Annotated in this window: 7 protein-coding genes; 2 read left to right on the plus strand and 5 right to left on the minus strand. The window is 74.6% G+C overall.

Annotated elements, in window-relative coordinates; genetic code table 11:
* Nucleotides 1–204 precede the first annotated feature (204 nt).
* Entirely contained in the window at nucleotides 205–3,051 is a 2,847-nt protein-coding gene (locus tag Ate02nite_RS04520) for a helix-turn-helix transcriptional regulator (protein WP_203799085.1), read from the plus strand.
* Between the two features lie 291 nt (nucleotides 3,052–3,342).
* On the opposite strand, the gene Ate02nite_RS04525 is transcribed toward Ate02nite_RS04520, so the two are convergent.
* Entirely contained in the window at nucleotides 3,343–4,014 is a 672-nt protein-coding gene (locus tag Ate02nite_RS04525) for an AfsR/SARP family transcriptional regulator (RefSeq protein WP_203799086.1), read from the minus strand.
* Nucleotides 4,015–4,192: 178 nt separating this feature from the next.
* On the opposite strand from Ate02nite_RS04525, the gene Ate02nite_RS04530 reads away from it, so the two are divergent.
* Nucleotides 4,193–4,927 carry an AfsR/SARP family transcriptional regulator gene (locus tag Ate02nite_RS04530; RefSeq protein WP_203799088.1) on the plus strand — a complete coding sequence of 245 codons (735 nt, stop codon included), beginning with the start codon at nucleotides 4,193–4,195 and terminating at the stop codon, nucleotides 4,925–4,927.
* Between the two features lie 6 nt (nucleotides 4,928–4,933).
* On the opposite strand, the gene Ate02nite_RS04535 is transcribed toward Ate02nite_RS04530, so the two are convergent.
* The 4 genes from Ate02nite_RS04535 to Ate02nite_RS04550 form a co-directional block, all read right to left on the minus strand.
* A complete protein-coding gene (locus Ate02nite_RS04535) occupies nucleotides 4,934–6,403 on the minus strand; it encodes a hypothetical protein (protein ID WP_203799090.1) in 1,470 nt (489 codons plus the stop codon).
* On the minus strand, nucleotides 6,400–7,644 hold the full coding sequence (locus Ate02nite_RS04540) for a hypothetical protein (protein ID WP_203799091.1): 1,245 nt from the start codon (nucleotides 7,642–7,644) through the stop codon (nucleotides 6,400–6,402). Before Ate02nite_RS04540 ends, Ate02nite_RS04535 begins: the two co-directional genes overlap by 4 nt.
* Nucleotides 7,641–9,578 (minus strand): AAA family ATPase, encoded by a 1,938-nt coding sequence (locus tag Ate02nite_RS04545; protein ID WP_203799093.1) that lies wholly within the window; start codon nucleotides 9,576–9,578, stop codon nucleotides 7,641–7,643. The genes Ate02nite_RS04540 and Ate02nite_RS04545 overlap by 4 nt, the downstream gene beginning before the upstream one ends.
* Nucleotides 9,571–10,760, minus strand: a 1,190-nt coding sequence (locus Ate02nite_RS04550) for a hypothetical protein (RefSeq protein WP_203799095.1), incomplete at its 5' end; no start/stop codon positions are given. The genes Ate02nite_RS04550 and Ate02nite_RS04545, both read right to left, overlap by 8 nt.

Here is a 10,760-nt window from a genome sequence, read left to right on the forward strand (position 1 = left end):
TTCAGGCATGACCCGACGATTCTCCGTCACCACCCGGGTCTTGCCGCAAGCCCCCCAGTGCGATATACGTTAAGAGTGGCGGGGGATGTTTCCTTCTCCCCTTCGGGTGTTGCCGTCCAGCAGGTAAGAAATGCGACACCCCTCGCGACCGGCCGTGCCGCATGCTGAACCGAGCGGTGTCGGGCCTGCCGGGGAGGTGGCGGCATGACAATCCCGGTGGAACTTTCGTCGACCGACCGCATCGTCGGGCGCGAGATGGTGCTCGGCCATTTCGACACCTTCCTGGAATCGGCACGGGCCGGCCACGGCGGCGGTGTCGTCCTGTTCGGCGAGTCCGGGATCGGCAAGACCACGGTGCTGCGGTCCGTGGCCGGCCGGGCCGACGGCATGATCGTGCTCGCCGCCACCGGCCTCAAGTCCGAGGCCACCCTCGCCTTCGCGACGCTCGGCGACCTGCTGCGGCCGCTGCTGCCCCATCTCGACGAGCTGCCCGCGCCACAGGCCGCCGCGCTGCGCACCGCGCTCGCCCTGGACGACGGCACCGCGTCGCTCGGCCGGTACGCGGTCTGCCTCGGCGTCCTGACGCTGCTGAGCGCGGCCGCCGAGACCCGGCCCGTGCTGGTCGTCGTGGACGACGCGCAGTGGATGGACACCGAGTCGGCGGCCGCCCTGATGTTCGCGGCCCGGCGGCTGGAGAACGACGCCGTCCTGGTGATCCTCGCGCACCGCGACGAACCGGGCCGGGACTTCGATCCGGCCGGCCTCACCGCGTTCCACCTCGCCGGCCTCGACCCGGCGGCGAGCGGCACCCTGCTCGCGTCGCTCAGCACCGAGCCGGTCGCGCCGGTCGTGGCCGACCGGCTGCATGCGGTCACCGGCGGGAATCCCCTGGCCCTGCGGGAGATCGGCCGCCGGCTGAGCGCCGCCGAACTCGCCGCCCGGCTCGCCATGCCGGACCCACTACCGATCGGGGCCGAGGTGCGCCGGATGTTCGCCGCCCGTCTCGATTCGCTGCCCGCCCCGACCCGGCTGGCCCTGCTCGTGCTGGCGCTCAGCTCCTCGGCCGCCGCCGACCGGCTGACCGGGCCGTTGCACGCCCTCGGGCTGGACAGCTCCACTCTGGAACCGGCCCGGACGGCCGGGCTGGTCACCGCCGACAGCACCCAGGTCTGCTTCGCGCATCCGCTGATCCGGTCGGTGGTCCAGGCCGACGCGACCGCGATCGCCCGGCACGACGCGTACGCCGCGCTGGCCTCGGCCACGACCGGCGACGAGGCCCTGCTCTACCGGGCGGCCGGAGCGACCGGGCCGGACGACACGCTCGCCGCCGAACTGGAGGCCGCCGCCGACCGCACCCACGACCGGCTCGGGTTCGCCGGTGCCACCCGCATGCTGCACCGCGCGGCCACCCTCACCACCGGCCCCGATCACCGGGCCCGCCGGCTGCTGGCCGGGGCCACCTCGGCCCTCATCGCGGGCCGCGCCGACGAGGCGGCCGGCTGGCTGGAGACCGCCCGGGAACTGACCGGCGACCCGGCGATGATCGCCCAGGTCGAGCTGACCCGGGGCCGGGCGCTCACCATGCGCGGCACCCCGGCGATCGCACGGGAGGTGCTGGTCGGCGCGGCCGACGCGGTGGCCGGCCACGATCCCCGCGGGGCCGCCCGGCTGCTCTCCGAGGCCGTGCTGCCGGCGTTCACCGAGGGCCGCATCGACGACGCGGTGGCCCTCTGCGACCGCGCGGTGGTCCTCGCCGATCGGGTGGGTGCGGCCGCCGAACAGGGGCAGAGCCGGCTGGTGCTCGCGCAGGCGCACACGCTGAGCGGGCAGACCCGGCCGGCCCGGCGGGAGATCGACGGGCTGCGCCCCTACCTGGATCGGCTCGACCCGGTCGCCGACGGCATGGTGCTGAGCATGCTGGGTGCCGCGCAGAGTTGGCTGGAACGGCCGGCCGACGCCCGCCAGACACTCGACCGGGTGGTGAACGCGTGCCGGCGGGCCGGTGCCCTGGGCCCGCTCGCGATCGCCCTCAGCCACCGCTGCGAGACCGCGCGGCAGGCCGGCGAGTGGGCGCAGGCCCGGGCCGACGGCGAGGAGTCGCTGCGCCTGGCCGGCGAGACCTGGCAGCCGTTGACGCTCGGGTTCGTGCAGGTGCTGCTGGCTCGGCTGGACGCGGCGCAGGGCCGAGCCGAGATGGCCGAGTGGCGGCTGGCCGAGGCCCGGCAGATGTCCGGCCCGCTCGGCATCAGCGGCCTGGTGTTCTGGGAGCGGGGCGTGCTGGGCCTGCTGCACCTGGCGGCCGGCCGGCCGGAGGAGGCGATCGGCTGCCTGGAACCGGTGCGCGAGTTCGCCGGGCGGCACGGCCTGCACAACCCCGGAGTGGTTCCCTGGGCGCCGGATCTCGTCGAGGCGTACTGGCGGGCCGGGCGGCCGGACCGGGCGGCCGAACGGCTTGAGTCGTTCGAGCGGCGGGCCACCGCGACCGGCCTGTCCGCCGCCGAAGCGGCGGTCCACCGCTGCCGCGGGCTGCTCGCCGCCGACGCCACGACGGCCGAACGGCATTTCCGGACCGCGATGGCCCTGCACGAGCGGTGTCATCGCCCGTTCGAGCAGGCCCGCACCGCGCTGTGTCACGGCGAGGTGATGCGCCGGCACCGCCGGATCGCCGGCTCGCGGGAACCGCTGGCCGAGGCTCTGCACACGTTCCGGCGGCTGGGCGCCGAACCGTTCGCCGAACGGGCCGCCACCGAACTGGCCGCCGCCGGCGGGGCGACCCGGCCGGCCGGGGACGCGGAACTGGTCCAGCAACTGTCGCCGCAGGAGTTGCAGGTGGCGATGGCCGCCGCCCGGGGACACAGCAATCCGGCGATCGCCGGACTGCTGTTCCTGTCGCGCAAGACGGTCGAGGCGCACCTGTCGCGGGTGTACCGCAAGCTGGAGATCAGTTCGCGGAACCAGCTCCGGGCAAGTCTGGCGACTGTTGATGTGACCGAGTCACCGGAGCCGGATCCGGCAGATGACGGGCGAGTGCCGGGATCGCGTACGCCTTGAGCACCGCTTCCCGGACCGCGGCGGCATAGCCGGGGTCGGCGGCGAGCCGCGCCCGTAGCGCGGCGGCGACCCCGCCCGGCCACGCCTCGTCGGACACAGCCGGGCGGATCAGCGTCAGCAGGCCGTCCAGCACCCGGCGGCCGTCGTGACCCGGGTCCGGGTCCGAGGGCCGGAGAGCGCGGGCGACGAGCACGGCGGCTACCTGGACGAGGAAGGCCGGATCGGTCATGGCCCACTGAAGTGCGTGGTAAGCGGCAACATGACGGGACGATAGGGCGGTCGCCGTCACGGTCACGCCACCGGCTGCATCGGCTGCACCGCCTCCATCGGACGGAACAGGTCGGTCAGCTGCTCGGTCGGCGCGACCCCGAGGTGCTCCCGGAACAGCACCCGGACCAGGCCGAGGTGCCGGCGGGCGGCGGCCAGGTTCCCGTCCGCCAGCAGAGCCCGGATGACCAGCCGATGTGCGCTCTCCCGCAGCGGATCGGCGGCCGCCGCGGCCAGCGCCCGGTCGAGCGCGACGGCCGGTTGCCCGGAGTCGAGCGCCGTGGTCGCGGACGCCTCGAGCATCCGCAGATAGCGGTGGCGCAGGCGTTCGCGTTCCATCAGCACCCAGTCGTCGTACCAGCCGGGCAGCAGGTTGGGCCAGGCCGGCCCGGCGAACTCGGCCAGCCGGGTCACGTCGATCCGGGCCCCGGGACTCAACTCGAGGGTGCCCGGGGTGCGGACGAGCAGGCCCGGTGCGAGCCGGCGCAGCCGCCACACGGCGGTGCGCAGGCTGGCCATCGACCGTTCGTCGCAGGTGCCGGGCCACAGGGTCCCGGCGAGCGCGGTGCGCGGTGTGGGACCCCGCAGCGCCAGGAATGCCAGGAGCCTCTGCAGGGACTCCGCCACTGTCGTCTGCCCGCTCGGCAGCACCAGGGTGAACCCACCGATCAACCGGATCTCGGCACACGTCGTCATGGTTTTCGACGGTAGGCGCCGGGCCGGCCGGGCCGCTTCGGGAAGCTCCCTACAGTCGTCACCGGACCGTCAACGTGGCACCCGCGGCGGTTGACGAATCGTTGACGCCGGCCGCTCTAGCGTCCGTCCCGGATGCGATGCGCGGAGGGGCGGAGCGATGCGGGACTGGGTAAGAGCGATGTTGGGGGACCGGCTCGATGCCGGGACGGTCGTGGTGCACCTGCTGGGTGGCCCGTTCGTGTCGATCGACGCGCGGCGGATCGACGTTCCCGAGGGCAGCAAGCGGCTGCTCGCGTTCGTCGCGCTCAACGACGGGCAGGTGTCCCGGCGGCACGCGGCCGGCACGCTGTGGCCGGAGGTGGTGGACCTGCGGGCCGCCGGCAACCTCCGCTCGTCGCTGTGGCGACTCAACCGCACCTGCGCCGAACTGATCGACGCCGACAAAGCCACCCTGACCCTGCGCGACGGCGTTCTGGTTGACGCCGATCTGGTGAGCGCCTGGGCCGACCGCCTGGAGGCCGGCACCGCGACCGCGGCCGACCTGGCCGTGCACCCGAGCGGGACGGCCGCGCTCGACCTGCTCCCCGGCTGGTACGACGACTGGGTGCTGGGCGAGCGGGACCGGCTGCGACAGCGCCTGCTGCACGCGCTGGAGCTGATGAGCGGCCGGCTCGCCGAGTACAGCCCCGGCGAGGCCGTGAGCGCCGCGCTGGTCGCGGTGGCGGCCGAACCGCTGCGGGAGAGCGCCCAGCGCGCGCTGATCGAGGCGCACATCGCGCACGGGAACTGGGGCGAGGCGGCCCACCAGTTCGCGGCGTACCGGCGGCTATTGGCCGACGAGCTCGGCGTCGAGCCGCACCCGGCCCTGACCGGCCTGCTGCGGCCGGTCCTGGGTGGCCGCCGCAGCGCCTGACCGGCGTCACGGCTTCTCCGCGATCAGCCGGATCGCCGGGCGGGACAGGCCGGCAATCCGCACTCCCGGCAACCGGTCCGCGGTCGCGGCCACACCCCCGAACCCGGACAGCACCTGGGCCGCGCGCCGGCTGGCCAGCGGCAGGTCGTCCTCGTCGGGCACGGCGACGATCATCGTCATCCGGTTGGCCCCGGCCAGCTTCGCGGCGACCTGGTGGTACGCGTCGAGGCCGGGCACTGCCGAACCGTCGAGGGTGGCGACGAGCTGATCCGCCGGCGCCGCGTTCACCTTCGCGTCGGCAATCGTGCTGGCGTAGTCGGCCGGCTTGGGGGTGACCGCGAACAGGTCGATCTCGTCCGGTTCCGGGGCGGGCACCGGTTCCGGTTCTACCTGCTCGCGCCGGACGAACACGGCCCACGAGGTGCTCGGGAGGATCGTCACCGAACCGTCCGCGGCCGGCGTCGACCAAGAGCCCGGCACCAGCACGTCGACGGTCCGGGGTTCGGCGGTGTTGCGCAACGAGATCCGGTCGAGGTGCCGGGCCCCCTCGACCCGCGCCCGGGCGGTCGCCTCGTCACAGGCGAACACCCGGATCGCCGGGCCGCCACCGAACGGTGCCCGTAACGCCGACGGACGCAGCGGGCCGCCCAGCAGCGGCAGGAAACCGGCCGGCGGCAGCTCCTGGAAACCGATCGAGGTCAGCGTCACCGCGTCCGTCTCGGACAGGAACAGCTCGTCGCCGGCCGCCAGCTGCTCGGCCAGCTGCGCCTGGAACTGCCGCAGGCCGGCGTCGGCGACCGATGCCGGGCGCAGGCCTGCCGACCATTGCCGCCGCTGCTCCGGCAACGGCTCGGTGCGATCCCGCCGGACCGACCAGACGTCGATCAGCCAGCCCCCGCCGGTCCGCAACAGCAGGGCCAGCGGTACGCCGTCCGAGGTGGACGGAGGCGGCGGCGGACTCCACGAGCCGGGCAGACCCGGAGCCGGGTGCTCGGCGGCGAACCGGGCAGCCGCGACCTCCGACCGCAGATTGCCCGGTAGGACACCCGGTGGCACGGTCGCCGCGGTCACCCGTACCCCCAATCTTTCGATCTTGGTGGAACTGCGGCGTCCGCCGTCCGACGAGGCCGAACCGGGCAGCCGGGTGTAGGTCAACTCGTCCGGCTCGCCCTCGACCTCGACCGAGATCGCCTCGATCAGCCAGGCCGCGCTGCCCGAGGCGGGCGCCGTCGGCAGATCCGCCGGGACCGGCTGGGTGGACACCAGCAGGCGGCCCGCACCGGTGACGGCGAAGCCCGGTGCGATTGCGAGTTTCGGTCCGTCCAGCGTGACGTTCAGGCCGTACACCGGGCCCCGGCCACCGGCCCGGGTGCTGTCCGCGGACAGCGTCCGGACGTAATCCTGGAGCAGATCGAGATGGCGGGCCCGGAAGAACAGGCCGTCGAACGGGTGCAGGCGCACGATGGTGTCGGTCATCGCTGGGGTCCCCTCATCTGCCAGACCGCGTCGCGGCCGTCGTCACCGGTGGCGGCCGGGCCGTCGTCGACCCCGGCCAGCGGGCGGCCGCCGGCGCCGAGCACGGGAGTGGAGCCGGTGCCGCGCACCCGCCAGCGGACCAGGTCGTAACGAGGCGGATGCGGCAGCTGGACGGTGATCGTCCGGTCCGCGTACCGCACATCGCTCACCTCGCCGACCACCCAGTGCCCCTCGTCGGACACCGACGACACCGCGACCGCCGTCCGGGTCAGCGAGCCGGGCCGCAGATCGGCGGTGACCTCGACGGACATCGTCCGGTCGGCCAGCCACTCGGCGGAGCCGCGGATCACCCGAGGCCCGCCGGTATCGGCCGGATCCCCGGACGTCCGGCCCGGAAAAGCCGGGCCGACCCCACAGAGCAATTCCTGGAGTACGCCGGTGGGCAGCAGACTGCGCCGGACGCTCAGATCCGGCGAGCCGAGCAGCGGCGTACCGCCGGTTCCCGAGGTCACCACCACCCGGGCCAGCACCAGACCGGCGTTCTCGGCCACCGGGAACGCGTCCGCGTCGGTCCAGTCCTCGGCCGGCCCGAGCGCGGCGACGGCCCGACCGGCGAAGTCCCGGAACGCGGCCAGCAAAGCCTGCGGCCGCTCCCCCGGGGCCAGCTTCGCGATGCGCCGCGCCTGCCCGGCCGCCTCCGCGTCACCCACGTCACCCGGCCGGGGCCAGGCCAGTCCGAGCAGGACGTACAGCTGACGGAACGGATCCGGGGCCGGCTTCGGCGCCTCGACCAGGTCGATGGTCACCGTCTCGGCGTACCGCGAGGCCGACGACGCGGCCGGGTCGAGCGGGTCGAGCACCGCTCCCCCGGGCTGCGGCACCGGGTCGGTGAACAGGTAACCGGCGGTCGCGACCACGTTCAGCCTCAGCTTCGAGTTCCAGCGCAGCTTCCGGTTGCCCCGGGCCAGCCAGTCGGCCACGTCGACGCACTGCGTGGTGCGCAACGGCAGCTCCCGGCCCATCCCGTCGAGCGCCAGCCCCGGCCGCACCCGCACCTCGTGCTCGGCGGTCGTCACCTCGTACCCCCGGATCACCCCCGGGCCGTGCAGCCAGGCCTGATGCATCAGGTGCTTGGCCCGGGGATGGCCGAGCATGGTACGGAAGTCGTCGACACCCAGCAGCATCCCGAACGTGATGCGCGGCAGGCTGAACGGTGTCGACGGCAGGGACTCGATCGTCATCGGCGTACCCCTTCGGGACTTGTCGCCGGATCCCCCGGATAGGGGCGGACGGCCTTGGTGTATTCGCGGCGCATCGCGCCGGTCAGATGCCGCAGCGCGATCGACGTGCCCGCGCCGGCCGCGAGGAACGCCGCGCCGATCGCCGCGTTGCGGATCCACGCCCCCGGCACCGGGTAGATCGCGGCCAGCGCGGCCAGGTCGACGTCGTCGTCAAGCGGAGCGGTCGGCGGCAGGTGCAGCCGCCACAGCTCACGGCGCTCGGCGATCCCCGGCAGCCCGAACTCGACCACGTGGTCCATCCGGCGGATGAAGGCGGCGTCGATGTTCTGCCGGACGTTCGTGGCCAGCACCACAAGCCCGCCGAACCGGTCCAGCCGCTGCAGCAGGTAGGCGGTCTCCAGGTTGGCGTACCGGTCGTGCGCGTCGCTGACCTCGGTGCGCGCGCCGAACAGTGCGTCCGCCTCGTCCAGCAGCAGCACCGCCCGGGTGCGCTCGGCCACGTCGAACACCACCGCCAGGTTCTTCTCGGTCTCGCCGATCCACTTCGACACCACCGCGGAGACATCCACCACGATCAGGTCGGTCTCGGCCTCGGCCGCGATCACCTCGGCGGCGAGCGACTTGCCGGTGCCGGGCGGGCCACTGAACAGCAGCCGTACGCCCCGGTCGGCACCGGCGCCGGCCCGGAACCCCCAGTCCTCGATCACCGTGGACTGCAGCCGCAGCCGGTCGATCGCCGCGGTCAACTGGTCGGCGGACCCGGCCGGCAGGACCAGCCGGGACCGGTCGCGGATCGGGGTGGTGAGGCGGACCCCGGCCGGCAGTTCGGCGCCCGCCCGCACCCGGATCGCGGTCGAGATGCCGGCCGCGCCGGACCTTTGCGCGGCCCGGACATCCGCCGCGACCTCGGCGACGATCGCCGGATCGAGCGGATGCCGGGCGGCCAGCTCCGCCGCCTGGTCGTGCAGGTCGGGCAACGCCGCCCGCCAGGCCCGCCGCCGGTCCTCGGCGAGGACCGGGCCGACCGGCACCGCCAGCACCGGACCCGGCCCGACCGGGCGAACCCCGTGCCCGGCCGTCACCACGAGCACCGGGCCGGGCACCCCGATCGGCGCGAGCTCACCGCCACTCGACAGCACCAGCACCGGAAGGGCGGCACGGACGGCCGCGTGCAGGGCCACCAGCGTGGCCGCGGCCCGGTCGCCGGCTTCCACCGCGCCGGCCACCGGCGAGCACCCGATCGCGTCGGCGAGCGCGGCGGCCCGGCTCAGACCGACCCGCTCGTCCTCGCAGGTGATCAGCACCCGCAGGTCGGCGCGGCCGGCCAGCGCGCGGCGAGCCGCCCGCACGGCCGGCAACTCGAGCCAGCCACGCAGGCCGGGGAGCGCGGCAGCATCCGCCGCCACCCGGCCGATGTGTGCCGGCCAGGCGTCGACGCCGTGCACCGCGTCCCACAGCGCCGGCGCCAGCCGCAGCGAACGCTCGAACAGCGGGCCCTCGCCGGCCAGTCGCAACAGTCCACTTCGGACGGCAGCGCCCTCGGTCAGCTCGCGGCGCACCGGGCCGCGGTCGCGGTCGCGGGGATACCCCAGCTGGGCGGCGAGACCCGCGGTCGGCCACGGGTCGCCCAGCGGGTGCAGGCCGCGGAAGGTGGCGGCCATCCCCTCGTGCTCGTCGGGCAGGCCGGCAAGGAGCACCAGGTTCCGCTCGGTGCCGGTCAGCTCCAGCCGGGCGGCGAGAGCGTCAAGCCGGGCCGCGTCCACCGGCGGGGTGCCGGGCGCGGTCAGGGTGGCCGCGAACGAACGCAGGAAACCATCGGGTACGCCGTTGTGCGCAACGAGATCGGCGAGCGCCCGGACCAGGGTGGCGAGCCGGTCGCCGAGTGGCTCGGGCCGGTGACCGTTGAGCGCGGGGAGCACGAGGGGGTCAGCCATCGTCGCCCCCGCGGTAGACGAACCGGACCACGGTCCGGAGCCAGGGCACCCAGCCGGGGTCGAGGTCGAGCCCGGCCCGGCGAACGTCGAGCCGCACGTCGGCGAGAGGTAGGTGAATCCCGATCCAGCCGGGGTCGGCCACCACGACGCCGGGGCGGCGGGCCAGCTCGACAACCATCGCGGCCGGGTCGCTCGGGGCGCTCGCCAGTAGGTCGGCGGTCGCGGTGATCCAGCGGCGGGCGATTCGGGCGAGGGCTCGGCGTTCTCGTGCGGTTGGTGGCTCCCCGATGGCCGATGGTGGCTGGTCCTGGGGGGTCAGGCCGCACAGCGCCAGCACGGCCGGGTCGGCCGGGTCGGCCGGCACCATCCGGGTGGCCAGGGCGTGCAGCACCCAGCGGACACTGCGGCCGGTGAGGGTTGGGCGGATCGCCGCTCCGGGGAGACCGGCTGAGGCTGCGGTGTTGAGCAGGAACGGGAGTCCGGCCCAGGCGGTGGGAACCCCGAGTCGGCCGTCCGGCAGCACCAGGACGGTGCGCTCCGGTTCGCCGGAGCCGACTCCGGCTCGACCTGGCCTGCTGCGGGCCGAGATGAGTGGGGCCGGCTCCGGGGCCGCGGGCTCGGGGTCAGTCGGTTCGAGGGCGATGGGCTCAGGACCGGTCGGCGCAGCGCTTGTCGCGTCGGGTCCGGTCGGGTCCGGGCTGGTCGGCTCGCGGGCGATTCGGTCGCCGGGGCCGGGGGCTGCCGGTGCCTCGTTCGCTTGTTCGGGCGCCGTGCGGCCGGATGGGGCCGCCGCCGGCCAATCGGGCCCGGCTTCGGCGGCGGGTGGTTTCGCTGGTGAGGTTCTGGCCTGATCACCCGCAGCCGGGTGGCTGGCCGGTTCCGGCCCTTCGAAGAGCACGGAGGCGATTGCGGCCACGAGCCCGTCGCGCTCGGGGCGGCGGAACACCACCGGGTCCGCCTCCAGCGCCACGATCGCTGCCCAGGCCGCTGCGGTCCGCGAATCGGGCCGGACTTGGGACGCCGTAACGGCGACCGCGAACCGCGACCGGCGCAACAGATCGGCCGCCCGCCGCGCAAACTCCGCATAGAACCGTTCGTCGCCCAAACGTTCGTCGCCCAAACGTTCGTCGCCCAAACGTTCGTCGCCCAAACGTTCGTCGCCCAAACGTTCGTCGCCCAAAC

Source organism: Paractinoplanes tereljensis (genome assembly GCF_016862435.1).
Classification (GTDB): domain Bacteria; phylum Actinomycetota; class Actinomycetes; order Mycobacteriales; family Micromonosporaceae; genus Actinoplanes; species Actinoplanes tereljensis.

Excerpts from the sequence above, each read along its gene's own strand:
- Ate02nite_RS04520 (WP_203799085.1), top strand. The coding sequence starts at position 205 with ATGACAATCCCGGTGGAACTTTCGTCGACCGACCGCATCGTCGGGCGC.
- Ate02nite_RS04525 (WP_203799086.1), bottom strand. The coding sequence starts at position 4,014 with ATGACGACGTGTGCCGAGATCCGGTTGATCGGTGGGTTCACCCTGGTG.
- Ate02nite_RS04530 (WP_203799088.1), top strand. The coding sequence starts at position 4,193 with ATGTTGGGGGACCGGCTCGATGCCGGGACGGTCGTGGTGCACCTGCTG.
- Ate02nite_RS04535 (WP_203799090.1), bottom strand. The coding sequence starts at position 6,403 with ATGACCGACACCATCGTGCGCCTGCACCCGTTCGACGGCCTGTTCTTC.
- Ate02nite_RS04540 (WP_203799091.1), bottom strand. The coding sequence starts at position 7,644 with ATGACGATCGAGTCCCTGCCGTCGACACCGTTCAGCCTGCCGCGCATC.
- Ate02nite_RS04545 (WP_203799093.1), bottom strand. The coding sequence starts at position 9,578 with ATGGCTGACCCCCTCGTGCTCCCCGCGCTCAACGGTCACCGGCCCGAG.